We start from the raw sequence: 23,707 nt of genomic DNA, 5'->3' as shown, positions 1-23,707 counted from the left end.
GCGATGTCAGCACTCGACGAGGAACAGCGGTACGTCGAAAGATGCCGCGCCGCGCTGCGCCGCATGCTGGAGGCCGCCCGCGACAACGTCGTCATCGGCGAGACCGTCGCGAGCAGCGGCTACAGCGCCGAACGGCTCGGCATCCATCTCAGAACCCTCGTCAAGGAACTCGGCGAGGCCCCCGACGGCCCGCCCTTCTTCGGCCGCCTCGACTTCGGCGCGGGCGAGCACGCCGGGCGCACCTACTACCTCGGCCGCCGCCACCTGTCCGGCGAGCACGGCGAACCGCCCGTCGTCATCGACTGGCGCGCCCCGGTCTCCCGCGCCTTCTACCGCGCGAGCGCCCGGGACCCGTACGGCATCGACAACCGCCGCCGCTTCGGCTGGTCCGGCCTGGCGCTGACCGGCTTCGAGGACGAGCGCCTGACCAGCGGGCAGCAGGGCGACAGCGCCATCGTGGCCGCCGAGATCGAGCGGCCCCGTGTCGGCCCCATGCGTGACATCGTCGCCACCATCCAGCCCGACCAGGACGACCTGGTCCGGGTGGACCTCGCCGACAGCGTCTGCGTCCAAGGGGCGCCGGGGACCGGCAAGACCGCCGTGGGCCTGCACCGCGCCGCCTACCTGCTGTACACGCACCGGCAGCGGCTGGAGCGCTCCGGCGTGCTCGTGCTCGGGCCCAACCGGACCTTCATGCGCTACATCGCGGCCGTGCTGCCCGCGCTCGGTGAGGTCGAGGTCGAGCAGACGACACTCGACGAACTGCTCGGCGGCCGTCCGGCCGGACAGGGGCCGGGAGAGGAGCTCAAGCACGACGCCCGTATGGCCCGCGTGCTGCGCCGGGCGCTGTACGCGCGGATCACCAGGCCCGGTGAACCGGTCGTGGTGACCGACGGCGCCACCCGCTGGCGGGTCCAGGAGGAGCACCTGCTGCGCATCGTCGACGACACCCGCCGCGCCGACGTCCCGTACGCGGTCGGCCGCGAGCGCGTACGCGCCCAGGTGATGGCCCTGGTCATCCGGCAGGCCGAGCTGAGCGGCGTCACCGCGACCGCCGCCTGGGTCAAGCGGATGGGCCGGCAGGTCACCCCCTTCCTCGACCGGGTCTGGCCGTCGGCCAAACCCGACCAGGTGCTGGCCGAACTGCTCGCCGACCCGCGCGAAGCGGGCGAGGGCCTGCTGTCCGAGGCCGAGTGCGCCGCCCTGTCCGCCTCGCGGCCGCGCAGGAAGGGCGCCTGGACGGCCGCCGACGCCGTGCTCCTCGACGAGCTGGCCGGGCTGCTCGACCGCCCCAGGGGCTACGGCCACGTGATCGTGGACGAGGCCCAGGACCTGTCGCCGATGCAGTGCCGCGCCATCGCCCGCCGCAGCGAGTACGGCTCGCTGACCGTCCTCGGCGACCTGGCCCAAGCCACCACGCCGTGGGCGGCGCGCGACTGGGCGCGGCAGCTCGACGCGCTCGGCAAGCCCGGCGCCGAGGTCGTCGCGCTCACCACCGGCTTCCGGGTGCCCGCCTCGGTGGTCGAGCTGGCCAACCGGCTGCTGGCCGCGCTGGAGGTGGCCGTACCGCCCACGACGTCGTTCAGGCAGGACGGGCGGGTGAGCGTGCGCGCGGGCGCCGACCTGCGCGAGGAGGTGGCGGCGGCGGTCCGCGCCGCGCTGGAGTGCGAGGGCTCCGTCGGCGTCATCGCCTCCGCGCGGACCTCGGAGAAGCTGTCCGAGGCCCTCTGGGACCGGGGCGTGGACCTCGGCGGACGGGTGAGCGTGCTCCCGGCCGCCGACGCCAAGGGACTGGAGTTCGACCACGTGATCGTCGCCGAGCCCGCCGAGATCGCCGAAGGCGAGCGGCGCGGCCTCAACCGCCTGTACGTCGCGCTCACCCGGGCCGTCTCCCGCCTCGACGTGGTGCACACCCGGCCGCTTCCCGCGCAGCTCATCGCCTGACCGGCTCGACAGGGTGGATCGAGTGCGATGTGATGGGTGGTGAACCTGGATGAGGGAGCCGGTCATGACCACGCCTGACAACCCGCCGCCCGGCGACGACCAGTCGCCGACGCCTCCGCCCTCCTATCAGGCTCCGCCGTACCAGCAGCCCTACGGCCAGCCGAAACCCAGCTCGGGCACCCAGCTCTTCTCGATCTTCGGTTTCGTCTGCGCGGGGCTGGCCCTGCTGATCCTGCCGATCGTCTTCGGGCCCATCGGCATCGTGCTCGGCATCGTCGGCCACACCAGGGGCGAACAGCTCGGCAAGTGGGCGGCCGTCACCGCCGGCGTGCTGATGGTGGTGGGCATGCTCCTCGGGTACCTCGTCTTCGCCGGCCTGTCTCGTTGACCCCGCCGTAGCGTCAACGTTTTAGATGGGGGCATGCGCATCGGACAACTCGCCGCCCTGGCCGGGGTCTCCACCAGGGCGGTACGCCACTACCACCATCTGGGCCTGCTGCCCGAGCCGAGGCGGCTGGCCAACGGCTACCGCGAGTACACCTTGCGCGAGGCCGTCACGCTGGCGCGGATCCGCCGGCTGAGCGAGCTCGGACTGGCGCTGGAGGAGATCCGCGACGTCCTCGACGACGACCGGGGACGGGAACTGCGCGAGGTCCTCGTCGAACTAGACGAGGACCTGGCCCGGCAGGAGGAGGAGATCAGGGACCGCCGCGCCCGGCTGGCGCCCCTGCTCGCGCAAGACGAGCTCCACCCGGACGACGCCGTCTCGCCCGACATGGCCACCGTCCTGGGACGGCTGCCGCAGGCCGAGGGCGAGATGGCCCAGCGCGACCGCGAATGGCTGGCCCTGCTGGACACCACTCTCGCCGACCGGGACCGGCCCGACGTGATCGCCTCGCTCCTGAGCATGCCGGAGCCGGACGCGGACCACGCGGCCCGCGTGCAGGAGGTGTTCTCCGAGCTCGACGCCCTGGCCGACGCCGACCTCGACGAGGACGACCCCCGCGTCGACGAGCTGGCCCGGCGCCTGATCGAGCTGACCCCGTCCGCGTTGCTGCCAGCGGGCGAGTTCCGGATCCCCGAGGAGTCCGACGCCTTCATACGGGCCTTCCTCGCCGACCTGCCGCCCGCCCAGAGCGTGGTCGTCCGCCGGGTCATCGCCCTGCTGGCGGGCTCGTGAGGGGGCGCGCGGCCGGCCGCCTGCTCGCCGTCGAGGCCCGCCACCTGGCCAGCCTCGGGTACTGGATCGCCCGCCGCAGACACGGCGTGAAGGACGGGCGCGCCTTCGGCTACGACCGGAACAGCGCGACCACCATGTGGATGTGGGTGTTCGCCATCGTGGTCGAGGGCGTGGTGCTGGACCTGTTCTTCGGCTCGCTCGTCCTGATGGCGCTGCACGCCTACTTCGTGCTGTCCATGCTGGGCATGATCGCCGCCGCGCGGGTGCGACCCCATGTCGTCACCGACGGCGAGTTACGGCTGCGCTCGGGCGGCGCCTTCGACCTGCGAGTGCCCCGCCGCCTCCTGGTCGGTGCCCGCGCCGTCGCCCGCACACACGACGGCGGATTCCTGGAGGCGGACGGCGAACGGCTCGCCCTCGTCGTGGACGCGCGCACCAACGTCGTCGTCGAACTGGCCGAGCCGGTCGCGTACACGCGGCCGCTGGGACGAACGGGCTCGGCGCGGGAGCTGCGCCTCTTCGTGGACGATCCGCGAGAATTCCTGGCAGCGCTGTCGATATCCACGCCTCCCGCACGTCATGGGGGTGACAGAAGGGAAAACCCATGAAATACCTGCTTCTCGCCGTGGGCGACGAACGGCCCTGGGCCGAGGCCGGGCCGCAGGAGCGGCACGCGCTCTACGCCGAGTGGGGCCGCTTCGAGGCCATGCTGGCCGAGCGCCGGGCCCACCACGGCGGGTTCGAGCTGGCCCCCTCCCCGACCGCCACGACCGTGCGCAAGCACGGCGGCCAGGTCCTGATCACCGACGGGCCGTACGCGGAGACCGTCGAGCAGATCAGCGGCTATGTGGTCGTCGAGGCCGCGAGCATGGAGGAGGCCGTCGAACTGGCCGGGCAGATGCCCTCGGACGTGCACGTGAGGGAGATCGCGGGATGAAGTACGCTCTGCTGCTGTACAGCGCCACGGGGGCCTGGGCCGAGGCGAGCGAACAGGAACAGGCCGCGATCATGGCCGAGCACGAGAAGTTCACCGCGCTGCTCGTCGAACGCGGCGCCCTGGTCGGCGGCGAGGCGCTGCACGGGCCCGAGCAGGGGGTGACGCTGCGCCGCTCCGGCGGCGACGCGCTGCGCACCGACGGGCCGTTCGCCGAGACGGTCGAGCACCTGGGCGGCTTCTACATCGTCGAGGCCGCCGACCTGGACGCGGCGATCGAGCTGGCCAGGGCCTGCCCCGAGGAGATCGTGGAGGTGCGGCCGGTGGTGGAGTCCTCGGGATGAACCCGCTTGAGCGGGCGTACCGCGACCACTGGGCGCGCCTGCTCGCCATCCTCACCGCCGAGTTGCGGGATCTGGACGCGGCGGAGGAGTCCCTGCAGGACGCCTTCGCCTCGGCGGTGTCGGCGTGGCCGCCGCTGCCGGACAACCCGCCCGCGTGGCTGCTGACCGCCGCCCGCAACCGGGCGGCGGACCGGCGGCGGCGCAACGCGGTCGCGGCGCGCAAGCTGCCGCTGCTGATCGTCGACGAGAGTGAGCAGCCCTCGGACGACCGGCTCAGCCTGATCTTCACCTGCTGCCATCCGGCCCTGTCGATGGAGGTGCGGGTGGCGCTGACGCTGCGCTGCGTCGGCGGGCTCGGCACCCGGCAGATCGCCCGCCTGTTCATGGTCTCCGAGACGACCATGCAGGCGCGGATCACCCGGGCCAAGAAGAAGATCAGCCAGGCGGGCATCCCGTACCGGGTGCCCGCCGGGCCGGAGCTCGCCGCCCGCCGCGACGGGGTGCTGGCCGTGCTCTACCTGATCTTCACGGAGGGGTACGCGGCGGCGGAGGGAGAGCGGCTGATCCGCGACGAACCGGCGGCCGAGGCCATCGCGCTGGCCCGGATGCTGGCCGGGCTGATGCCCGACGACGACGAGGTGGCCGCTCTGCTGGCGCTGATGCTGCTGCACCACGCCCGCCGCGACGCCCGTGTGGACGCCGAAGGCAGGCTGGTCACCCTGGCGGAGCAGGATCGTTCGCGCTGGCACCGCGACGAGATCCGGGAGGCACTGGCGATCATGCGGCCGGGGCCGCCCGGGGCGTACCTGCTGCAGGCGGCCATCGCGGCCGAGCACGCGACGGCCGCCAGGGCCGAGGACACCGACTGGCCGGCCATCGCCCAGTTGTACGCGCTGCTGGAGGCGCTGACGGGCTCGGCCGTCGTCCGGCTGAACCGGGCCGTGGCCGTCGCCGAGGCGCGGGGGCCCGAGCGCGGGCTGCAGTTGCTGGAGGGGCTGGAGGAGCGGCTGCCGCGCCACCATCTGCTGCCTGCGGCGCGCGCCGAACTGCTGCGGCGGCTGGGGCGGCTGGAGGAGGCCGCCGCCGAGTACACGCGGGCGCTGGCGCTGGTGGGGACCGTACCGGAACGCGAGTTCCTTCAGGCGCGGCGCGCGGAGCTGTGACCGGACGGACGGCGAGCGGCCGCGTCAGGCCCGCGCCCAGGTGTCGAGGACGGCGAAGTCCGCGTCGGTGAGCCCGGTGCGCCCGTCCACGCGGAGCAGCAGCGCCCGCCCGGGATGATTGGCTTCGACCCATTGCCGGTCGAGGTCGCCGATCTCGTCGTCCACCCACGCGAAGGCCCGGCCGCCCGCCGCCGCGACCAGCGCCGAGGTCTTCCAGTGCAGGACGTCCGGCTCGTCCTCCTCGGGCGCGTCCGGCAGGTCTGCCACTGGGAGCCGGGGCAGGCCGAGGCGGGGGGCGACGACGTCGTTGGCGTCGTCCATCCACGCGGTGGCCCACACCAGGTCGCAGCCGAGGGCAAGCAGGCGGGCGCCGTGGGCGGGGACGAGTTTGGCCAGTTGCGGGTTGGCCGCGCTCTGCCACAGGTCCCATTCGGCGAGGCCGGACGGGGGCGGCGCGCCGTACGGCAGGAGGGTGCCGTCGACGTCGAGGAACAGAAGCGGGCGTAACGGGTGATCGTCCACGCCCGCCACGATAGCGGCGAGGACGCCGAACCCGGGGATTGACCCGTTCCAGCCCACCAACCTACGATGTTACGAAATATCGGAATATCGGAGGAAGCATGGAAGATCGCCTGGCGGCACTGGAACAGCGGATAGCCCGGCTGGAACGGCGGGCCGAGCGAACTTCCGCCGAGCCCCCCAGCACGCTCGCGCTGGACCTGGCCCACCGCTTGCGCGAGCGTGCCACCGAGAACGGAACCTCGGGAACGGTGGCCTACCAGGGGACCGTCCACGTCAACGGCCTGGAGTACACGTGGGCGGGCCAGCGCGAGGTCGACGACCTCATGGCGGCCGACCGGACGCACGCCGCCACCGTGCTGGAGGCGATGGGCAGCCCGCCCCGGCTGGCGATCCTCAGCGGGCTCGTCGGCGGCACGCGTACCTCCGCCGAGCTACAGGAGACGCTGGGCGGGGAGAGCTCCACCGGACACCTGTACCACCACCTGCGCGAACTGCAGCGGGCCGGGCTGATCACCCAGCGGAGGCGGGGCGCCTACGACATCTATCCGCAAGCCGTCATCCCCCTGCTGGCGATCCTGGCCGCCACACACGATCTCAGGCCGGGCGATCCGGCCTCGGGCGCCTCCCCCGACCCCGACCCCGACCCCGGGCCCGGGCCCGGGCCGGGCGAGCCGGGCACGGTCACGACCGGACCGGAGCGGTCATGACACCGCACCGGCCGCGAACGGCAACCGCCCGGACCGCGTGGCGGGCCGGCGACATCGACGAGGCCGCGCGGCTCGCCGCCTCCGCAGGGGACGAACGGCTGCCGATCCTGGCCGATCTCGTACGCGGCCGGCTGGAGGAGGCGCTGACCCGCTACGACGGGCTCCGCCGCCGGCCCCGCGCCCTGGACCGGCCGATCGCCGACGCCTGGCTGCACCTCGACCAGCCTGGCCGGGCCTGTGAGCACCTGTGCCGCAGACATCGCCGCATCCCGCCGCACCTGGCCTTACGCCGCGATCACCCGATGACGGTGGAGGCGGCCGGTCCGGTCGAGCTGCCGTTCGCCGACCACCCGCTGGCCCCGTACCTGCCCGCCGTCGCGGCCACGCTCAACGGCCGCCACACGCTCCTCCACCTCGACACCGGCGGCACCTTCCTGGTGATGGGCCCCGAACGGGCGGCAGAGGCGGGCATCGTGTCGGTCCCGAACGGGCGCAGCTTCCACGGCGTCACCTCGGTGTCCGCCCGCACGGGTCTCGTGGGCGAGCTGAACCTGGGCGGGACGGTGCTCACGAACGTGCCCGTGGACATCCTGCCGACGCTCACCGGCCCCCAGGACCTGGTGATCATGGGCACCTGCCTGCTGCGGCGGTTCCTGTCCACCATCGACACCCCGGCGGCCCGGCTGCTGCTGGCCCCCCGCGGATCGGCCGTCCCGCCCGGGGGCACACGGATGCCGTTCCGTCTGTGGGGCGACCACTTCATGTACGCCGCCGGCGGCTACGGCGAGCGCGACCTGACCTTCTTCGTCGACTCCGGACTGGTCCAGCTACTGGAGGACGGCGGCACGCTGCGCCAGGCCGCCGTCCTCGCCAGCAGGAGCCAGTACCGGTCCTGGGGCCTGGCGCCCGGCGAACTGTCCGGGACCCACCTCAGGGCCGCTCGCCCGCTGCGGCTGGGCCCGCTCGAACAGGACGGGCACCTGCTGTCGATCGCGCCGGGCCGACGGACGCCCTGGTCGGAGCTGGGTGGGGTGAAGGTGGACGGCCTGCTCTCGCAGGCGTTCCTCGCCCGGTACGCCTGGACCCTCGACTTCGATCGCCACGAGTACACCTTCAGACCCGGACACACCTGACCCTCCGCCCCGTCCGGACAGCCGCCTGGCTCCGCAGAGCCGGTCGCGCCTGCGACCTGGGCAGGACACTCGGCCGGGATCTACGGACGCAGGCCGAGGACGGGTGACCAGGTGGAGCCGGGGCTGGGCCGTCCTCCGGACCCGTCCGCACCGCGCCCGCGATCGGCCGGTCCTCAGTCCTCGTCCTGGCCGGCGGGCTGCTGGTGACGGTCCTGTCCCCGCGCGGCACACTGCTCGCGGCGGCGGCTCTCGAACTCGCCGCCGCGCTGATCGCCTATGCGGGGCTGACCCGGCGGCCCGCGCGCGCCGCCGGGCGGCCGTCGATCACCGCGACGTGGTGGTCCAACGCGCTGCTGTGGTCGTCGAAGCCGCGCCGCCGTGTCTACCTGGCGCTGTGGGTGCCGAACGGGCTGGTCGTCGGGTGCGAGGCGCCTGGCCGCTCCGCTGCGGCTGCTGCTGGCCGCGCCGTACCTGGTCTTCATGCTTGAGCCGCCGCTGCCGGTGGCGGCGGCGGCCGTCGCGGTGGCCTCCGCCGGGTTCGCGGCGAGCCTGCCGCTCCAGGAACGACTGGTGGCGCTCACCCCCGCCGACGTCAGGGGGCAGGCGCTGGGGCTGCACTCCTCCGGCATGATGACCATGCAGGGTGTGGGGGCGGCGCTCGCGGGCGTGATCGCCCAACACACCTCGCCCGTCGTGGCCATGCCCGCGATGGCGGGGGCCTCACTGCTCGTCACCGTGTGCCTGGCGCCCGGTCTGCGCGCCGACCGGTCTCGGACGCCCTCCACCCAGGACGACGAGTCCTCCGAGTCGCCGGAAAGACCGTTCACACGTCGTCCATGACCCAGAAGCCGGGGAGGTTCGCGCGTCCGAGGTCCGGATCGAGGCGGTGGACCGCGTCCGCCAGGAACCCCAGGTGGGCGTAGCGGTTGCGGCGGATCAGGTCGCGCAGCGACATGTTCTCCTCGTCCACCACGTCGAGCCGCGCGCCCGCCTCCGTCAGCGCCCTGACGGCCGCTTCGGAGGCGCCGTCGCCGACGGCCACGTGCAGTGGGGTACGGCCGGCGCGGTCGCGCTCCTCCAGGTCCAGGCCGGCCGCCAGGAGCCGGGGCAGCAGGAGCGGGTGGTCGAGCAGGTGGACGTGGTGCAGCAGGCTCCGCCCGCGCGAGTCGCGTACCCGGGGGTCGACGCCCGCCTCCAGCAGCCACAGCACGGCGGGGGTGTCACCGTGCCGCACCCGCGCGAACAGCTCCGCGCGCTGCCGCCGCAGCCCCTTGGGCAGCCATCCGGGCCCCTGCGTCCAGACCCTCCGGGCGGCCGCGCAGCCGCCGATCGGGCCGCCGGGGGCGGCCGGTGCCGGCTCGCGGCGGATCTCGTCCTCGTCGTGGGGGACGGCGAGGACCCCGTCGCGCGAGGCCACCTCGTGCCATTCGCGCCCGCACCGCACCCGGACGGGCCGGGGCGGCTCCGGTCCCGGCGGCCCGGTCGGCTCACCGGTCCACTCGGGGAACAGGGACCGGCGCACCAGCGGGTGCAGGTCGCCGGGGCCCAGGTACCCGTGTCTGAGCAGGTCGAGGTCGGGCAGCCGCCGCCAGTGCGCGGCGGCCAGCTCGGGCAGGTCCAGGCGGAAGCCGTAGCCCTCCCACCGGGCGATCGGCCTGCCCTCCTCCGTCCGCAGGTGCACGATGAGTCCGGCCCACCGTACGAAGAAGCCGTCGCCCGTCTCGCCGAGTGCGGCCAGTTCCCGTCCCAGCCTGGGCAGGTCGAGCGGAAAGCGGGCGAGCGCGGCCAGCCAGCGCGGATCCACCGGCTCCAGGCCGACGCCCGAGGCGGCGAACGCCGTCTCGACCCGGCCGTGTTCCAGGAGCAGGCTCACCCCTTCGTCGTGGGACGTCGGCGGGCGCGGGGTGCCGTCGAGGTGGAAGAAGGGCGGCCGGCCGCCGTGCCGCTCGCGCAGTTCGTCCGTACGGCGGGCGTCCCACAGGTACCTGGCGGTGCGCCAGTCCTGCGTGCGGCGGCCGGGCGGGCCGAGCCGCAGCCGCACCCACTGCGGCCCGTCGACCATGTGCGGCGTGACGGCGTGCAGGACCTGCCCGCCGTACGCGTCGAGCACGACGGATCTGCGGGGGTCCAGCACGCTGCGCCCGCCGAGCGACCTGGGCAGGTGCCAGTGCAGCAGGTCGGGGACCAGGTGGTGAAGGTCCTCCGCCAGGCGTCCGGCCTCGGCCGCGCCGAGTTCGCGGGCGGCCCGTGCGAGGTCGATCTCGGCGTTCACGTGCGCGGCCGCGCACGCGCCCCGCCAGTCGCCGGCCAGCCGCCGCTCGGTGGCCTGCTCGATCATCCAGGCGGGTACGGCGTACCTGCGCACGCGCGCCCAGCTCCGCAGGTCGGTCCGGGTAAGCTGGTCCGCGAAGGCGTCCGTCACCATGGCGCCGGCCGGTAGTCCTTCAGGAACAGCCCGGACAGGCGCTCCCCCGCCACACCCCGGACGATCGGGTCGTACACGCGGGCGGCGCCGTCGACCACGTCGAGCGGCGGCCGGAAGCCCGCCGCCCGGCCCGCCTGTTTGACGGGGTGGGGGCGCTCGTCGGTCACCCAGCCGGTGTCGACGCTGGTCATGTGGATGCCGGAGGCGGCGTAGTCCTCGGCGCAGGTGCGGGTGAGCATGTTGAGCGCGGCCTTGGCCATGTTGGTGTGCGGGTGCCTGACGGATTTGGCGAGGCGGGAGAAGCTGCCCTCCATGGCCGACACCTGCACCACGTACCGGTCCGGCCGGGGGGAGGCCGCGAGCAGTCCGCGCAGCCGCGAGGTGAGCAGGAACGGCGCGAAGGCGTTGACGAGCTGCACCTCCATCCACTCCGCCGGGTCCACCTCGTGCAGGCGCAGCATCCAGCTGTTGCTCGCGCGCAGGTCGAGCGGCTGGCCGCTCTCGTCGCCGAGTCCCGCCGGGAAGTGCGCGGCCGGTTCGACGCGGGCCGGGTTCCGGGCGTTCCGTGGGGAGATCCCGGTCTCGGCCGGGCCGTCCCACACCCGCACCCGCGCGGCGGCGGCGGTGAGCGGCGCGGCCTCGGCCGCGCGTACCTCGCGATGGTAGGCGGGTGGCCGGCGGATGGTCTGCGCGGCGTTGTTGACCAGCACGTCCAGGTGGTCGAAGCGGGCGTTCACGCTGTCCAGGAGCCCGGCGACGCCGGGGATGTCGAGCAGGTCCACGCCGTACACGTGGAGGCGGTCGAGCCAGTCGCCGCTGTCGGGCACGGCGGCGAAACGGCGGGCGGCGTCGCGCGGGAACCTGGTGGTGACCAGCACCTCGGCGCCGTCGCGCAGCAGCTTCAGCGCCACGTGGAAGCCGATCTTCACCCGGCCACCGGTCACCAGGGCGCGGCGGCCGCCCAGGTCGGCGCGGGCGTGCCTGCGGGCGGCGTTCTCGGCGGCGCAGGCGGGGCACAGCAGGTGGTAGTCGGCGTGCACCTCGCGGTAGGCGGCCTTGCACACGTAGCAGGGGCGGGCTCTGGCGAGGAGTCCCGCGGGCGGCCTGGAGGGACCGGGCAGGCCGGTCGGCGGGTCCTGCTCCTGGAAGCGGGTCGTGGCGGACAGGATCGCGAGGTCGTGGCGGCGGCGCTCGGCCCGGCGGGCCGCTCTGGCGGCCTTCTTCTCGGACTTGCGGACCGCCGCCACCGCCTGGCGCACCTGCTCCCATCGTGGGTCGCCGGGCTCGGCCGCGCACGCCTGGGACAGGACCCGCAGGCAGACCGCCAGGTCGTCCGGGTCTGGGGGCGGCATCGGTGGCTCCTCACGAGTGGGAGCAAGACCGGCCGGATTCGAACCGGCGTCTTCCTGAATGCCATTCAGGTGCGACGACCTCTGCGCTACGGCCTTGCTGCCCCGGAGTATAGCCAAATGATCATTAATGGTATGAGACCGCGCATTGACCTCAAGATGACTTGAGGTTCTACCGTCCCCTTACATGAGCCATTCCACTGTGACCAGGGCCGGGCGGCGGGAATGGGCCGGTCTGGCCGTTCTCGTCCTGCCCACGCTGCTGCTGTCCATAGACATGAGCGTGCTGCACCTCGCGTCCCCGAAACTCAGCGCGGACCTGCGCCCGAGCGCCACCCAGCTGCTGTGGATCAACGATGTGTACGGCTTCCTGGTGGCCGGATTACTGATCACGATGGGCACGCTGGGCGACCGCATCGGCCGCAGGCGGCTGCTGCTGATCGGCGGGGCCGCGTTCGGGCTGGCGTCGCTGCTGGCCGCCTACGCGCCCACCGCCGAACTGCTGATCGCCGCACGGGCGCTGCTGGGCGTCGCGGGTGCCACGCTGATGCCCTCGACGCTGTCGCTGATCCGGACGATGTTCCACGACCCCGCCCAGCGCACGGTCGCCATCAGCGCGTGGATGACCGGCTTCACCGGCGGCATGGTCCTCGGCCCCGTGGTGGGCGGGCTGCTGCTGGAGAACTTCTGGTGGGGTTCGGTCTTCCTGCTGGGCGTGCCGGTGATGGCGGTGCTGCTGGTGGCGGGGCCGCTGCTGCTGCCCGAGTACCGCGCGCCGGACCCGGGCAGGCTGGACGGCGTCAGTGTGCTGCTGTCGCTGGCGGCCATCATGGCGATGACGTACGGGCTGAAGGAGATCGCCGCCTACGGCCCCAGCGCGGCCGCCGTGCTCGTGCTGCTGGCGGGGGTGGCGGGAGCCGTGGTGTTCGCGGGCAGGCAGCGGCGGCTGGCCGATCCGCTGCTCGACCTCAAGCTGTTCGCCGAGCGGCGCTTCTCGGTCTCGCTGGGCGCGCTGATGCTGGTCATCCTGGCCGGTCCCGGCATCGGGCTGCTGGCGGCGCAGTACCTGCAACTCGTGCTCGGGCTCTCTCCCCTGGAGGCCGGGCTGTGGTCGCTGCCACCGTCGATCGCGGTCGCGCTGGGCATCGTCGTGACGCCGCTGCTGGCGCGGTGGGTACGGCCGGCCGTACTGATCTGCTCGGGCCTCGCGGTGTCGGCGGCCGGCATGCTGCTGGTGTCGCTGGCCTCCACGGAGTCCGGGCTGGCGGCCGTCGTGACGGGTCAGGCGCTGTTCTTCGTCGGCAACTCGCCGCTGCTGGTGCTGGGCACCGACCTGATCGTGGGTTCGGCGCCACCTGAGCGGTCCGGTTCGGCCTCCTCGTTGTCCGAGACGGTGCAGGAGTTCGGCGCGGCGTTCGGGCTGGCGGTGTTCGGCAGCGTCGCGGCGGCGGTGTACCGGGCGGGGGTGAACGTACCGGCTGGACTGCCGGAGCAGGACGCGGCACAGGCGGCGGACACGCTCGGCGGCGCGGCCGAGGCGGCCGGCAGAGTGGGCGGCCCGGCCGCCGAGGAACTGCTCGCCTCGGCGGGGGCGGCCTTCACCGGCGGGTTGCAGATCTCGGCGGTGGTGGGCGCGGGGCTGGCGCTGGCCGCCGCGACCCTGGTCGCCGTGTTCCTGAGAAACCTACGCTGAGAGATGGCGCAGCAGCAGCTCGGCCGTCCGCGCCGGGTCCTCGACCGGGATCAGATGACCGACACCGGGCAGACTCACCCGCTCCGCGCGAGGCAGGGTGGCGGCCAGCCGCGCGGCCAGGTCGGCGAAATCGGGCAGGTCGCGGGTTCCGGCCGCGACGAGCACCGGCAGGTCGAGCGCGGGCAGCGCGGCCACCAGGTCCGGTACGGCGCCGCGTTCGTACTCTCCCGATCGCCGCTGGTTCTCCAGGGACACGCGCACGGCCCGCCTGAGGCGCTCGGCGTGCGCGCGCAGCGGCCCGTCCCACTCCCGGGACGGGCCGCGCACCCACATGTCCAGGTTGAGGTCGACAGCCTTGTCGAGGTCGCCGGCGTCCAGCGCCGCCTCCTCCTCGGCGTCGTACTCGCGCATGGCCGCCGACCAGTCGTGGCCGGGCAGCGGTGCGGCCAGCAGCGCCAGGGAGACGACCCGGCCGGGATGGGCGGCCGCGAGGTCAAGGGCGACCCTGCCGCCGTAGGAGGACGCCGCGAACGCGGCCCGCTCGACGCCGAGGGCGTCCATGAGCGCGACCAGGTCGCCCGGGTGGCTGAACGGCGCGCTCGCGGGCAGCGACTCGCCGAACCCCCGCAGATCCGGACGGATCACCCGGTGCCGCCGCGCGAGCGCGGGCACGACACCGTCCCACATACGGCGGTCCGCCACACCCGCGTGGACGAGCACCACCGGGGGGCCGTCACCGTCGATCTCGGCGGCCAGGTGACCGCCGGGGACGTCGATCCGCTCGACCGCCATGAAGACATCACTCCGTGAATCATCAGAATCCGACCACTCAGCATAGGCCGTCCGTGCCGGTCCCCCGCTTGTCGGACAGCCGCAAACGCAGGTCAGAGGGCATCCATCGGGAATGACAGCTTTCCCATAGAAACTGTTGATGGGCGGTGTTGTGTCACATAGAGTCGAGCCCGGCAAATGATCACGCGGAGCGCCTGGCGACCGCGTACAGATGGGGGCATCTATGACGATCACGCTGTCCCGACTGACCCGCGCCGCCGCCGACGGCGCCCGACTGACGATCGAGGTCCCGCAGTCCGTTGGCACGCTCCACTGGAGTGGTCTGACCAAGCTGGCCGGTCCCGGTTTCGCCCGCGCCTTCACCTTGACCCAGCGGGGCGGCAACAAGGCCCTGCCCACCCACGTGTTCCCCGGCGGCCGGGTAGAGACCTTCCGCCGCCAGGGTTACGACCTCACCCTGTACGAGGCCGCCGACCGCTCCGACAGCTGCCTGGTGTGGGTCGGACCGTACAACGAGGCCAAGACCTGGTTCAACGGGCCCGCGCCCCGGCGCTCGGTGCTCAACACCGTCCTCGCCGCGGTCGATTTCGCCGACGGTCCCGACGGCGCCGTCCTGCGGGCCCGCCGCCCGTCGGTCCTCCACCAGTTCGCCACGACCGTCATCGGTGCCGGCGACGGCTTCCAGGTGATCGCCACCGACGCCCGCGCCACCCGTGAGGCCCTGCCCGACTGGCAGGGCGCCACCCGGGGCGACAGCGAGGTGTGGCGGGTCGCCCTCGACCTCGACCCGGACGAGAAGCAGCGGCTCGCGGGCACGCCGTACGAGTGGAAGTACACCTTCGCCAACGCCAGCGCCGTCTACACCGTCCATTTCATCCCGGAACCGGGTCCCGGGGCCCTGCGCGCCGCCGACGGCACCCTGGTGGACGACGTCCTCTCGGGCCTCAGGGTGACGTGGGCAGCGTGAGCCTGCCTCTCGCGCTCACCCTGCTCTCCCTGCTCATCTCGCTGTTCACACTGGTGGCCGTCGGCGCCGTCTACTCCCGGCTGCGCGTGCTGGAGCAGACCGCGCTCAACCCGGCGGCGGTGCGACTGGCCGACGAGCAGAAGACCGTGGTGCCCGAACTGCGCCCGCAGGACGGCGAGGTCGCCTCCGTCGTCCTGCTGATGGACAGCACCTGCGCGATCTGCCACCAGGCGTGGGCCATGCTGCACGAGACGTCGTGGCCGGGGCTGCGCATCATCGGCCTGGTCGCCGAGGCGCACATGGCGTCGGCGTTCTCCGGCGGGCCCGTGCACGCCGACGCCGACCAGTGGGCCGAACTCTACGAGGGCTACGCCCCCTGCCTGTACGCCGTCGCGCCCTCCGGCACGGTCATCGCCCGCCGTTTCGTCTACGGCGACACCGACCTGCCCGAACTGCTGACCACACTCCTATCCTCAAGGAGCAGCCATGCGCTTTGACGAGATCCCGGTGATGGACGCCGCCCCTTCAGGTGCGGCTCCCAGCCGGGTCAAGACCCTGATCGGCGCCTTACCCGCCCGGCGCAGGACCCTGATCAAGGGCCTCGCGGTCTCGGTGATGACGGCCGCCCTCGTCCCCCTTGAGTGGGCGACGAGCAAGCGGCGGGCCCTGGCCGGTCCGAGTACCGTCTGGACCGAGAACAGCTGCGAGAACTCCTACCCCGGCGGGTACGGCGAGGGCGCCAACAACTGGTGGAGCGACGGCAAGTCCGTGTGCTTCGGCGGCTGGCGCATGGGCGCCTACCCGTGCAACACCGCCAACCGGCACTTCGAGGGCAGCCGTACGCACCGGCCCGGCACCGTCCACCAGGAGGTCTACAGCAACGTCATCCGGCTGGAATCCTGCAGCGGGCTCAACGCCTGGCGGTGGAAGCTGGGCGCGACGCAGTACATCTGCTCCGACGCCCAGACCAAGGTCACCTGGCCGGACGGCACCCACCACACCGACCTGACCATCGCCATGTGCTGATGCGGGCCACCCTCCGCTCGCCGGCCCTGCACCCGCCGGCCACGCGGAACCTTCCGGTCCCGCCCTCGGTAGAGAGGGCATGAGACGAATCTTCCTGTCCGTGGCACTGGCGGTGACGGCGCTGCTGGTGCCGCTGCTCACGGCGACTCCGGCACTGGCCAAGGGGATCTCCCACGGCCGGCTCACCGGTCCCGGGCTGTCGGCGCCGATCAAGGTGGTGCCGGGCAGCCGGGCGCGCGACACACGGCTCAACACGCTGCGGACCGGCACCTCCGCGCACGCCGCCGTCTACGCGTTCATGCCGAAGACGTTCGGCTCGCGCCGCCCGCCGGGGCGGCTCGGCCCGTGCTACCGCCTGGAGTGGTACGGCCCGCCCGGTGACACGCCGGTGCTGCTCCAGTTCGTGTACCCGTACGCGGCGCGCGGCCCGGTGGTGCGCACGCCGAAGCAGAAGGGCGCCGTCCAGCACGGGTGGGTGCGCGCGCCCGCGTACACCAAGGACGTCCTGCGCGAACTGGGCCTGCCGAAGCGGGCCCCGGCGGGCGGACGCACCTGCCCGTGACCCGGTCTGGCCGGTCAGGAGAAGGTCTGGTCAGGAGAAGGTCTGGTCCAGCAGCCGTTCGAGGGCGACCTGCACCGCGCCGCGCACCACCGGGTCGCCGTCCACGGCGGCCGCGACCACCCGCGTCGGCAGCGGGATCGCCACGCCTATGCGTTCGGCGACCCGCTCGGCCAGCGCGGCGCCGCCCGCACGGCCGTGGTGCCCGGCCAGCACGACGAATCCCGGATCGAGCACCGCACAGGCGCCCACGACGCCGAAGGCGACGACCTCGGCCATCCGGTCGAGCGCCTCGGGGCCGCCCTCGCGCAGGAAGTCGCCGGAGGCCGTCGTCCAGGTGTCGATCGCCCGGTGGTACGGGCCGCCCTCCAGCCCCACGGGCAGGTACGACAGCTCTCCCGCGCCGCCTGAGCGGCCCCGGCGCAGGCGGCCGTCGAGGAAGACGGCCATGCCGACGCCGGGGCCGTAGGCGATGAGCGCGAAGTTCTCCTGCCCGCGCGCCGCCCCCAGCCGGTGCTCGGCCAGCGCGACCAGGTTGACCTCGTTCTCGACGAGCACCGGCACCTCGCCGAGGCGGGCGCGCAGGCCGGGCAGCAGGTTGCGGTGCCAGGTGGGCAGGGCGCCGATGTAACTGACGTCGCCGCTTTCCGGATCGACCAGTCCCGGCGTGCCGACGACGAGCCCGCCGAGCCCGTCGAGGCCGAGCCCGNCCCCGCCGCCAGGGTGTCGAAGACCAGCCGGTCGGGTTCGACGTCCGGGTCCTGCGGGCGCCGCGCCGCGCCCACCTGCCGGGCCCGCAGATCGTTGACGGAGGCGAGGACCTCGTCCTTGCGCACCTCGACGCCCGCGACGTGGGTACGGTCGGCCACCAGGTCGTACAGCAGGGCGTTGGGGCCGCGCCTGCGCGAGTGGGACTCGCCCACCTGGCCGATGAGGCCGCCGTCGACCATGCGGTCGACGAGGTCGCCGACGGTCGCGCGCGACAGGCCGGAGCGCCGCTGCAGTTCGGCGCGCGACATCGGCCCGTGTTCCAGCAGCAGCTCGTACGCCGTCCTGTCGTTGATCAGGCGGGCGGTGCGTGGCGAGGCGGTGCGCGGCATGGCGCATGTCTATCACAGCCAGCCTTTCTTTCTGGCTCCCATCCTGTTAATTTTCGAAGTGGCCCCTTCGCCACGTGAAAGGTACGTTCTCCATGGCCTACGACCTCCTTCTGCCCGCCCCCCGTCAGGCCGCCGCCACAGCAGGAAACTTCACGCTCGGACCGGCCACCGGCCTGCGCGGCGAGCCGGGCCTGACCCGGATCGTGCGCCGGCTGCTCGGCCTCGACCTCCAAGACTCCCCCGAGGGCCGCGTGTCCGTACGCCTGGAGGCCGGCGAGCCCGAGAGCTACCGGCTGAGCGTCACCTCCGACGGCATCGAGATCACCGGGGCCGACGAGGCCGGCGTGCGCCACGCCGTACAGACGCTGCGCCAGCTCATGGGCTCCGGCGCGTTCCGGGCGGCCAAGCCGGACGAGTGGCAGGTGCCGTGCGGCGAGGTCGTCGACCGGCCCGCCGTGGAGTGGCGCGGCATGATGCTGGACGTGTCGCGGCACTTCAGTACCAAGCGGACGGTCCTCAAGTACATCGACCTGCTCGCCCAGCACCGGATGAACCGCTTCCACTTCCACCTGACCGACGACCAGGGCTGGCGTATAGAAAGCCGGAAGTACCCGCAGATCAACGAGAAGTCGACGCACCGGGCCGCCACGCTCGCGGGCAACCTGCGCGCCGACGACAGCACCTACGACGGCACCCCGCACGGCGGCTACTACACGCTCGACGACCTCGCCGAGATCAGCGCCTACGCGGCCGAGCGCGGCATCCTCGTCGTACCCGAACTCGACCTGCCCGGCCACGCCTCCGCGCTGCTGGCCGCCTTCCCCGAACTCGGCACAGGTGAGGCCAAGGTCCAGGGCCACTGGGGGGTGCTGTCGGGGATCCTCAAGCCGATCCCTGCCTCGGTCAAGCTCATCTGCGAGCTGATCGACGAGGTGCTGGAGGTCATGGACACCCCGTACGTGCACCTCGGCGGCGACGAGTGCGTCACCCGCGACTGGGCCACCGACCCCGAGGTCACCGCCCACCGCGACGCCGTCGGACTGTCGTCGACCGGCGAGTTGCACGGCTGGTTCCTGCGCCAGGTCGGCGAGCACCTCGCCGCACGCGGCAAGCGCATGATCGTGTGGGACGAGGCGTTCCAGACCGGCGGCGTCCTCCACGACACGATCGTCATGTGCTGGCGTGGCGACGCCATCGGCAAGGCCGCCGCCGCGGCCGGGTACGACGTGGTCCGCTCCCCCGTCTACCCCGCCTACCTCGACTACGACCAGTCCAACCTGCCCGAGGAGCCGCTGTCGCTCGGGGGGCCGATCATCCTTGAGGACTCCTGCTCCTTCGAGGTGCTGCCCGCCTCCTGGAGCGAGGAAGAGCGGGCCCGGGTGCTCGGCGGTCAGTTCAACGTGTGGGCGGAGTACATCCCGAACGACCGGCACCTCGACTACATGACCTTCCCGCGCGGCGCCGCCCTCGCCGACGCCATCTGGACCGGGGCCCCCGCCGACCACGCCGACGTGGTCCGCCGGCTGACCGGGGCGCACTTCGCCCGGCTGGAGGCCGCCGGATGCGAGTACCGGCCGCTGGAGGGGCCACTGCCCTGGCAGCAGGGCGGGACGGGGCGGCGGGCCCGGCACACGGGCAACCGTACGTGGGACACGGCGCAGTGGCGCGAGTGGCGGGACAAGGTGCCCGACTCCGGCGAGGTCCACTGACCTCCGTCCACTGAGATGAGAAGGCCGCGATCGGGTTGTCCGGTCGCGGCCTTCCGCTTTCGCGGCGGCCCCGAATCAGAGTTCCGTACCCGGATTCGGCGGCGGCCCGCTTCGCCGACCCCGTGCGAGGCCGGCTCAGCCGCACAGGCCGAACAGGAACCGGGTCGGCCGGGTTCTGCGCACCAGCAGGTCGTAGGCCGCGACGGTCAGGGTCAGCGCGGGCCACGATCACGAGGTACTTGACCGCCATCGGGGCCTCCCACCGGACCACGCCGAAGGCGACCGCGACGACGATCGGCTGGTGGAGGATGTACACCGGCAGTACCGCGGGCCCGAGGCAGGCGAACGCCCGCTTCGCCGCTCCCCACCGGGCCCGGCGGCCGGGGCAGAGCAGGGGGTGAGCCCGACCACCACCAGGGCCCGGAGGCCGTCGAGTTCGGGTCGCCGCGCCCGCGTGCTCCCCTGCTCCGCCATCCGCCCGCCTCCGCCCGAGACCAAGGCCAGTGTGAAGGCTCACGCCCCGCCCGCCAAGGCCCATGTCCTCCCTCCCGTCGGCCGGGCTCGCCGCACGGGCGCCACCGGGAGACAGGAGATTCCCGGCGCCCCCACCACGGCTGAGCTGCGGCGGGCCGTCCGGCGGGGGAGAACGTGACCGAATCTTGGTGCGCGTTGGAATACGCGGCGCCGGATGTCCGTTAGAGTCGAGTGGCCGCTGTGGTCTGTGTCCCCCGGGCCGCAAATTACCGCCTTCACGGAATACCGTTCGGCTGGAGCCGTGTTGTGCCTCTCGCCGAGGAGGCGACCGCCACAGCGGCCTTAACCGCTTTCAGCAGGCGTCCCACGCGAGTGGGGCGCCTGCTTTATCGTTATGGGCGCCCAGCAGAACGATTCAGGAGTGTCTGTTGCTGTACCAGATGGTCAAGTTCGCCGCCGCTCCCGTCGCCACCGTGATGTGCCGCCCCCACATCTCGGGCGCGGCCAACGTGCCGAGGGCCGGGGGAGCCATTCTGGCCGCCAACCATCTGTCGATACTCGACTCCTTCCTCCTGCCCGCCCTGCTGCCGCGCCACGTGACCTTCGCCGCCAAGAGCGAGTACTTCTCCGGCAACGCCGTCTCCCAGTGGTTCATGCGCCTCGGCGGCAGCCTGCCCACCGACCGCGACAGCGCGCACGCCGCGCAGGCCATGCTCGACGCCGCCGCCACACTGCTGGAGAACGGCGAACTGTTCGGCATCCATCCCGAGGGCACCCGTTCCCCCGACGGCCGCCTCTACCGGGGCAAGATCGGCGTGGCCTGGCTGGCGCTCAAGACCGGCGTCCCCGTGCTGCCGGTGGCGCTGTCGGGCACCGAGCGGGTGCTGCCGGTGGGCGCCAAGGTGCCGCGCCCGTCCCGCATCGGCATCACGATCGGCGCCCCGATGCGCTTCGAGGGCCGCCACACCGACGCCCGCGACCGGCGCCGCGTCACCGACGAGATCATGGCCGCCATCCAGGGGCTCTCCGGCCAGGAGTACGTGCCCACGTACGCGGCCAGCCGCAAGGCCCTGAACGGACGGAAAGACACCGAGTCCTGAACGGACACTGAGGCCGGAACCCGAACGAACCTCGACGGACGCGAAGGCACGGGCCTGAATACGCGACGAACCCTGACGGGCGCGAAGGCACGAGCCCGAATGCGCAGTTCCTCCAGCCGGGTGGCAGAGGACTCTGCGCGCGACGCCTCGGCGAGCGGGGCGCCGCTTGCCGGCACGGCGGCGGGAGCGTGAGCGGGGCGAGCCTGACGGCCGGGGCGGCCGGATTCCGGGCCGGGAAGGGAATGTCCAGATCCGCCCGCTAGGCTCGTTACCCTGTGTCGACCGAAACGGGGAGCTGATCACGTGGCGCGGGGCCGTACCATCGCGATCATATCCGGGGCGTCCGTGCTGACCCTGGCGGCAGCAGGGGGCGCCGCCTACTACATCCTGCGCACCACGGGCAGCCCGGCCGAGACCGCCCAGCGTTTCGCCGCCGCCTGGCAGAGGGGCGACACCTCGGCGATGAGCGCGGAACTGGCCACACTCCAGCCGCTGACCCCCTACGAGCAGTTGCGGACCGGGCTGGCCGTCGAGTCGACCTCCGTCGAACTGGGCGCTCCGGCGCCGGAGCGCGACGGCCGCTCCAGCGTGCCGTACACCGCCACTCTGAAGCTCAAGAACGTCGGCGAGTGGACCTACAAGGGGCAGATCGACGTCGAGGTCGTCGAACGCACCTGGCGGGTCGCCTGGACCCCCAAGACGCTGCACCCCGAGATGACGGCCGGTACGAGCTTCTCCCTGAAGACGAACTGGCCCGAGCGGGCGGCCGTCACCGATTCCTCCGGCGCCCGAATCGACACCGGCGACGTCGGCGGATCCATCCGGCAACTCGTCGGTTTCCTGGACAAGGCCACCAAGAAGGACGTGGCCAAGCTCGGCCCCTCCTACGCCGTCGGGCAGGCCGTCGGCCGAGGCGGCCTCCAGGAGTCGTTCCAGACACGTCTGGCGGGCACCCCGTCCACCGAGATCAAGCTCGGCGACAAGACACTGCACACCATCGAGGGCAGCAAGGGCGAGGGCCTGGAGACGACCCTCGATCCCGAGATCCAGTCCGCCGCCGTCGCCGCCGTCAAGGACCTCGACAAGCCCGCCGCCCTCGTCGCCCTCGACTCCGGCAACGGGGAGATCAGGGCCGTGGTCAACAACCGGGGCGGCTTCGACCGGGCGATCAACGGACAGTACGCCCCGGGCTCCACGTTCAAGGCCGTCACCGCCATCGGGCTTCTCGCCGATGGCGTGTCCCCCACCTCGCAGGTCACCTGCCCCAAGTACGCCACCGTCGGCGGGCAGCGCATCCGCAACTCGGAGCGGGCCGAGTTCGGGTCGCTGAGCTTCACCGACTCCTTCGCCCACTCCTGCAACACCACGTTCGCGCCGCTGACCAAGGAGCGTCTGAACGCGGCCAAGCTGCGCGAGACGGCCGAACTGGTCGGGTTCAACGAGCCGCTGTCCATCGGCGTCCCCGCCACCGAGCCGAGCTTCCCCACGCCCGAGTCGGACGCCGAACTCGCCATGGCCTCCTTCGGTCAGGGGCGCATCACCGCGAGCCCGCTGTCGATGGCGGCCGTCGGGGGCGCCATCGCCGACGGCACCTGGCGTCCGCCGACGCTCGTTCCCGGCCTCGACCAGAAGGCGAAGCCCCGTGAACTGCCCGCGCAGGCGCGTGAGCACCTCGACGGGATGATGAGCGCCGTCGTCACGAGGGGCACGGCCAAGTCGGCCGGACTGCCCAAGGGGACGCGCGGCAAGACCGGCACAGCCGAGTTCGGCACCGGTCCCAAGCTCGACCTGCACGCCTGGTTCATGGGACACAAGGGCGAGCTCGCCTTCGCGGTCATCGTGGAGGGCGGCGGAGGCGGCGGCAAGGTCGCCGCCCCGGTGGCGGCCCGCTTCCTGCGCGGCCTGTAACGCACCACGCCCTGACCGGGCAACGCCCGTACCCGAGGACGGGCGGCCGTACCCGCAGTGTGAACCACCGTACCCGCAGTGTGGGTGGCCGTACTCACCGTGCGGACGACCGTACCCGCAGTGTGGGCGTCCGCACTCACCGTGCGGGGGAGCCGTACCCCGCAGTGTGGGCGGCCGTACCCGCAGTGCGACTCCCCCGTACTGCGGGTAGCCGCATCCGCAGTACGAGGAGCCGCTCGCACACCGGGAGCGCACGGGTGCGGGAAGCCCGTCAGCGGTCCCGGTCGCTGTCAGAACACGAACGTCAGGGCGGCCGCCTCGTGACGCAGCAGCAGGATCAGGAGCGTGGCGATCAGGGTCGCGATCAGAACCCAGCTGACCATGATGATCACCGTGGACCGGCGCGGTCGGCGGCGCTCGGTGCGCTCGCTCCTGCCGCTCCGCCCTTCGCTTCGGCGCGCCCGGCGGTTGAACGACTCCAGGCGCGAAACCAGCCTCGGGTCCTCGTCGAGGAGGTGCCGCTCGATCTGGGCGAGCAGCCGCTCCTCCTCCTGCGACCAGGCCATGGTGCACCTCCGGAACGCAAGCTCTGTTCCGACTTTCTGCCCAACCATGAAGATCATTAGCCGTGATCTTGCCAGGGAATTGCCGTCACTTTTGATTTGCGATCATCTCGAA

24 protein-coding genes, 1 tRNA gene and 2 pseudogenes are annotated in these 23,707 nt (G+C 72.8%); 19 read left to right on the top strand and 8 right to left on the bottom strand.

The genetic code is table 11. The features are described from left to right. Positions 1-3 precede the first annotated feature (3 nt). The 7 genes from ABD120_RS21540 (at position 4) to ABD120_RS21510 (ending at position 5,565) form a co-directional block, all read left to right on the top strand. Complete coding sequence (locus ABD120_RS21540; RefSeq protein ID WP_343951761.1) at positions 4-1,944, top strand: HelD family protein; 1,941 nt, start codon at positions 4-6, stop codon at positions 1,942-1,944. Positions 1,945-2,008: 64 nt separating this feature from the next. Then, a complete protein-coding gene (locus tag ABD120_RS21535) occupies positions 2,009-2,332 on the top strand; it encodes a hypothetical protein (protein ID WP_343951760.1) in 324 nt (107 codons plus the stop codon). Positions 2,333-2,365: 33 nt separating this feature from the next. Then, positions 2,366-3,124, top strand: coding sequence for a MerR family transcriptional regulator (locus ABD120_RS21530; RefSeq protein WP_343951759.1), 759 nt, complete (start codon positions 2,366-2,368; stop codon positions 3,122-3,124). Next, positions 3,121-3,732, top strand: a complete 612-nt coding sequence (locus ABD120_RS21525; RefSeq protein ID WP_343951758.1) for a hypothetical protein — start codon at positions 3,121-3,123, stop codon at positions 3,730-3,732. Before ABD120_RS21530 ends, ABD120_RS21525 begins: the two co-directional genes overlap by 4 nt. Then, on the top strand, positions 3,729-4,061 hold the full coding sequence (locus ABD120_RS21520; protein ID WP_343951757.1) for a YciI family protein: 333 nt from the start codon (positions 3,729-3,731) through the stop codon (positions 4,059-4,061). Before ABD120_RS21525 ends, ABD120_RS21520 begins: the two co-directional genes overlap by 4 nt. Then, complete coding sequence (locus tag ABD120_RS21515; RefSeq protein ID WP_343951756.1) at positions 4,058-4,402, top strand: YciI family protein; 345 nt, start codon at positions 4,058-4,060, stop codon at positions 4,400-4,402. Before ABD120_RS21520 ends, ABD120_RS21515 begins: the two co-directional genes overlap by 4 nt. Next, a complete protein-coding gene (locus ABD120_RS21510; protein WP_343951755.1) occupies positions 4,399-5,565 on the top strand; it encodes an RNA polymerase sigma factor in 1,167 nt (388 codons plus the stop codon). Before ABD120_RS21515 ends, ABD120_RS21510 begins: the two co-directional genes overlap by 4 nt. A 24-nt stretch (positions 5,566-5,589) precedes the next feature. On the opposite strand, the gene ABD120_RS21505 is transcribed toward ABD120_RS21510, so the two are convergent. Next, positions 5,590-6,087: an HAD domain-containing protein gene (locus ABD120_RS21505; RefSeq protein ID WP_343951754.1), complete on the bottom strand. Its 498-nt coding sequence runs from the start codon at positions 6,085-6,087 to the stop codon at positions 5,590-5,592. A gap of 98 nt (positions 6,088-6,185) precedes the next feature. Between ABD120_RS21505 and ABD120_RS21500 the strand changes: the two genes are divergently transcribed. From ABD120_RS21500 to ABD120_RS21485, 4 genes are all read left to right on the top strand, one after another. Beyond that, a complete protein-coding gene (locus tag ABD120_RS21500) occupies positions 6,186-6,794 on the top strand; it encodes an ArsR/SmtB family transcription factor (RefSeq protein ID WP_343951753.1) in 609 nt (202 codons plus the stop codon). Continuing rightward, positions 6,791-7,927: a retropepsin-like aspartic protease gene (locus ABD120_RS21495; protein WP_343951752.1), complete on the top strand. Its 1,137-nt coding sequence runs from the start codon at positions 6,791-6,793 to the stop codon at positions 7,925-7,927. Before ABD120_RS21500 ends, ABD120_RS21495 begins: the two co-directional genes overlap by 4 nt. A gap of 203 nt (positions 7,928-8,130) precedes the next feature. Then, positions 8,131-8,415 carry a hypothetical protein gene (locus tag ABD120_RS21490; RefSeq protein ID WP_343951751.1) on the top strand — a complete coding sequence of 95 codons (285 nt, stop codon included), beginning with the start codon at positions 8,131-8,133 and terminating at the stop codon, positions 8,413-8,415. Beyond that, positions 8,408-8,767, top strand: a complete 360-nt coding sequence (locus ABD120_RS21485; RefSeq protein ID WP_343951750.1) for an MFS transporter — start codon at positions 8,408-8,410, stop codon at positions 8,765-8,767. The genes ABD120_RS21490 and ABD120_RS21485 overlap by 8 nt, the downstream gene beginning before the upstream one ends. Here ABD120_RS21485 and ABD120_RS21480 read toward each other — a convergent pair. From ABD120_RS21480 to ABD120_RS21470, 3 genes are all read right to left on the bottom strand, one after another. Beyond that, on the bottom strand, positions 8,751-10,352 hold the full coding sequence (locus ABD120_RS21480; RefSeq protein ID WP_343951749.1) for an ankyrin repeat domain-containing protein: 1,602 nt from the start codon (positions 10,350-10,352) through the stop codon (positions 8,751-8,753). The two genes, ABD120_RS21485 and ABD120_RS21480, sit on opposite strands and share 17 nt — an antisense overlap. Then, positions 10,346-11,704, bottom strand: a complete 1,359-nt coding sequence (locus ABD120_RS21475) for an SDR family NAD(P)-dependent oxidoreductase (RefSeq protein WP_343951748.1) — start codon at positions 11,702-11,704, stop codon at positions 10,346-10,348. The genes ABD120_RS21480 and ABD120_RS21475 overlap by 7 nt, the downstream gene beginning before the upstream one ends. A 23-nt stretch (positions 11,705-11,727) precedes the next feature. After that, positions 11,728-11,800, bottom strand: a tRNA-Ala gene (locus ABD120_RS21470). Between the two features lie 88 nt (positions 11,801-11,888). Between ABD120_RS21470 and ABD120_RS21465 the strand changes: the two genes are divergently transcribed. Continuing rightward, positions 11,889-13,394 (top strand): MFS transporter, encoded by a 1,506-nt coding sequence (locus ABD120_RS21465; RefSeq protein WP_343951747.1) that lies wholly within the window; start codon positions 11,889-11,891, stop codon positions 13,392-13,394. Here the strand turns inward: ABD120_RS21465 and ABD120_RS21460 are convergent. Next, positions 13,386-14,186 carry an alpha/beta fold hydrolase gene (locus tag ABD120_RS21460; protein ID WP_343951746.1) on the bottom strand — a complete coding sequence of 267 codons (801 nt, stop codon included), beginning with the start codon at positions 14,184-14,186 and terminating at the stop codon, positions 13,386-13,388. The two genes, ABD120_RS21465 and ABD120_RS21460, sit on opposite strands and share 9 nt — an antisense overlap. 223 nt (positions 14,187-14,409) lie before the next feature. Between ABD120_RS21460 and ABD120_RS21455 the strand changes: the two genes are divergently transcribed. The 4 genes from ABD120_RS21455 to ABD120_RS21440 all read left to right on the top strand — a co-directional run bounded on the left by ABD120_RS21455 (position 14,410) and on the right by ABD120_RS21440 (position 16,741). Continuing rightward, positions 14,410-15,153 (top strand): hypothetical protein, encoded by a 744-nt coding sequence (locus ABD120_RS21455; RefSeq protein ID WP_343951745.1) that lies wholly within the window; start codon positions 14,410-14,412, stop codon positions 15,151-15,153. Then, positions 15,150-15,650: a hypothetical protein gene (locus tag ABD120_RS21450; protein WP_343951744.1), complete on the top strand. Its 501-nt coding sequence runs from the start codon at positions 15,150-15,152 to the stop codon at positions 15,648-15,650. Before ABD120_RS21455 ends, ABD120_RS21450 begins: the two co-directional genes overlap by 4 nt. Further along, entirely contained in the window at positions 15,640-16,179 is a 540-nt protein-coding gene (locus tag ABD120_RS21445; protein ID WP_343951743.1) for a hypothetical protein, read from the top strand. The genes ABD120_RS21450 and ABD120_RS21445 overlap by 11 nt, the downstream gene beginning before the upstream one ends. A 79-nt stretch (positions 16,180-16,258) precedes the next feature. Further along, positions 16,259-16,741 carry a hypothetical protein gene (locus tag ABD120_RS21440; RefSeq protein WP_343951742.1) on the top strand — a complete coding sequence of 161 codons (483 nt, stop codon included), beginning with the start codon at positions 16,259-16,261 and terminating at the stop codon, positions 16,739-16,741. Positions 16,742-16,771: 30 nt separating this feature from the next. Here ABD120_RS21440 and ABD120_RS39855 read toward each other — a convergent pair. Together ABD120_RS39855 and ABD120_RS39850 are read right to left on the bottom strand one after the other, a co-directional pair. Then, positions 16,772-17,422: pseudogene (locus tag ABD120_RS39855) on the bottom strand (ROK family protein); the annotation flags it as partial. A 257-nt stretch (positions 17,423-17,679) separates the two neighbouring features. Beyond that, positions 17,680-17,838: pseudogene (locus tag ABD120_RS39850) on the bottom strand (winged helix-turn-helix domain-containing protein); the annotation flags it as partial. A 92-nt stretch (positions 17,839-17,930) separates the two neighbouring features. On the opposite strand from ABD120_RS39850, the gene ABD120_RS21430 reads away from it, so the two are divergent. The 3 genes from ABD120_RS21430 (at position 17,931) to ABD120_RS21420 (ending at position 23,029) form a co-directional block, all read left to right on the top strand. Beyond that, positions 17,931-19,547, top strand: a complete 1,617-nt coding sequence (locus ABD120_RS21430; protein ID WP_343951741.1) for a beta-N-acetylhexosaminidase — start codon at positions 17,931-17,933, stop codon at positions 19,545-19,547. A gap of 902 nt (positions 19,548-20,449) precedes the next feature. Beyond that, the gene (locus ABD120_RS21425) at positions 20,450-21,121 is read left to right on the top strand and encodes a lysophospholipid acyltransferase family protein (RefSeq protein ID WP_343951740.1); all 672 of its coding nucleotides are present in this window, start codon (positions 20,450-20,452) and stop codon (positions 21,119-21,121) included. A 345-nt stretch (positions 21,122-21,466) separates the two neighbouring features. Continuing rightward, a complete protein-coding gene (locus ABD120_RS21420; RefSeq protein WP_343951739.1) occupies positions 21,467-23,029 on the top strand; it encodes a penicillin-binding transpeptidase domain-containing protein in 1,563 nt (520 codons plus the stop codon). A gap of 290 nt (positions 23,030-23,319) precedes the next feature. Here ABD120_RS21420 and ABD120_RS21415 read toward each other — a convergent pair whose 3' ends face one another. Next, positions 23,320-23,595: a DUF3040 domain-containing protein gene (locus ABD120_RS21415; RefSeq protein WP_343951738.1), complete on the bottom strand. Its 276-nt coding sequence runs from the start codon at positions 23,593-23,595 to the stop codon at positions 23,320-23,322. Positions 23,596-23,707 lie beyond the last annotated feature (112 nt).

The organism is Nonomuraea longicatena, from assembly GCF_039525605.1.
GTDB classification, from domain to species: Bacteria; Actinomycetota; Actinomycetes; order Streptosporangiales; family Streptosporangiaceae; genus Nonomuraea; species Nonomuraea longicatena.
Note: the sequence above shows the minus strand (reverse complement) of the source record. Positions and strands in the feature narration are given on the sequence as shown.

Coding starts and splice junctions, on each gene's coding strand:
- ABD120_RS21440 (WP_343951742.1), top strand. CDS start 16,259: ATGAGACGAATCTTCCTGTCCGTGGCACTGGCGGTGACGGCGCTGCTG.
- ABD120_RS21475 (WP_343951748.1), bottom strand. CDS start 11,704: ATGCCGCCCCCAGACCCGGACGACCTGGCGGTCTGCCTGCGGGTCCTG.
- ABD120_RS21515 (WP_343951756.1), top strand. CDS start 4,058: ATGAAGTACGCTCTGCTGCTGTACAGCGCCACGGGGGCCTGGGCCGAG.
- ABD120_RS21530 (WP_343951759.1), top strand. CDS start 2,366: ATGCGCATCGGACAACTCGCCGCCCTGGCCGGGGTCTCCACCAGGGCG.
- ABD120_RS21460 (WP_343951746.1), bottom strand. CDS start 14,186: ATGGCGGTCGAGCGGATCGACGTCCCCGGCGGTCACCTGGCCGCCGAG.
- ABD120_RS21480 (WP_343951749.1), bottom strand. CDS start 10,352: ATGGTGACGGACGCCTTCGCGGACCAGCTTACCCGGACCGACCTGCGG.
- ABD120_RS21500 (WP_343951753.1), top strand. CDS start 6,186: ATGGAAGATCGCCTGGCGGCACTGGAACAGCGGATAGCCCGGCTGGAA.
- ABD120_RS21465 (WP_343951747.1), top strand. CDS start 11,889: ATGAGCCATTCCACTGTGACCAGGGCCGGGCGGCGGGAATGGGCCGGT.
- ABD120_RS21535 (WP_343951760.1), top strand. CDS start 2,009: ATGACCACGCCTGACAACCCGCCGCCCGGCGACGACCAGTCGCCGACG.
- ABD120_RS21540 (WP_343951761.1), top strand. CDS start 4: ATGTCAGCACTCGACGAGGAACAGCGGTACGTCGAAAGATGCCGCGCC.
- ABD120_RS21430 (WP_343951741.1), top strand. CDS start 17,931: ATGGCCTACGACCTCCTTCTGCCCGCCCCCCGTCAGGCCGCCGCCACA.
- ABD120_RS21455 (WP_343951745.1), top strand. CDS start 14,410: ATGACGATCACGCTGTCCCGACTGACCCGCGCCGCCGCCGACGGCGCC.
- ABD120_RS21415 (WP_343951738.1), bottom strand. CDS start 23,595: ATGGCCTGGTCGCAGGAGGAGGAGCGGCTGCTCGCCCAGATCGAGCGG.
- ABD120_RS21510 (WP_343951755.1), top strand. CDS start 4,399: ATGAACCCGCTTGAGCGGGCGTACCGCGACCACTGGGCGCGCCTGCTC.
- ABD120_RS21495 (WP_343951752.1), top strand. CDS start 6,791: ATGACACCGCACCGGCCGCGAACGGCAACCGCCCGGACCGCGTGGCGG.
- ABD120_RS21520 (WP_343951757.1), top strand. CDS start 3,729: ATGAAATACCTGCTTCTCGCCGTGGGCGACGAACGGCCCTGGGCCGAG.
- ABD120_RS21485 (WP_343951750.1), top strand. CDS start 8,408: ATGCTTGAGCCGCCGCTGCCGGTGGCGGCGGCGGCCGTCGCGGTGGCC.
- ABD120_RS21445 (WP_343951743.1), top strand. CDS start 15,640: ATGCGCTTTGACGAGATCCCGGTGATGGACGCCGCCCCTTCAGGTGCG.